Origin of the sequence: Streptomyces sp. WM4235 (genome assembly GCF_001279725.1) — a bacterium.
Lineage (GTDB): Bacteria > Actinomycetota > Actinomycetes > Streptomycetales > Streptomycetaceae > Streptomyces.
Window position 1 is genome coordinate 1 of the sequence record NZ_LGDE01000355.1, and the last position, 331, is coordinate 331.

Genomic DNA, 331 nt, shown 5'->3' on the forward strand with positions numbered 1-331 from the left:
CGTCTCCTACGAGGTCGCCCCCGCGACGAAGTCGTTCCCGACGGGCACCTACCGCAACATCTCCGGGAACCTGGCCCTGTCGTACGGCCTCATCGCCGCCGGTCACCTGGCCGACCTGCCGGTCTACCTGGGCTCGTACCCGATCACCCCGGCGTCGGACATCCTGCACGAGCTGAGCCGGCACAAGAACTTCGGGATCCGCAGTTTCCAGGCCGAGGACGAGATCGCCGGGATCGGCGCGGCCCTGGGTGCGGCGTTCGGCGGCGCCCTGGGGGTCACGACCACCTCGGGTCCGGGGGTGGCGCTGAAGTCGGAGACGATCGGTCTGGCG

At 70.4% G+C, this 331-nt stretch carries 1 pseudogene; it reads left to right on the plus strand.

Going from position 1 to position 331, the window contains the following annotated elements:
- A pseudogene (locus tag ADK55_RS22310) lies at nt 1-331 on the plus strand (2-oxoglutarate ferredoxin oxidoreductase subunit alpha); the annotation flags it as partial.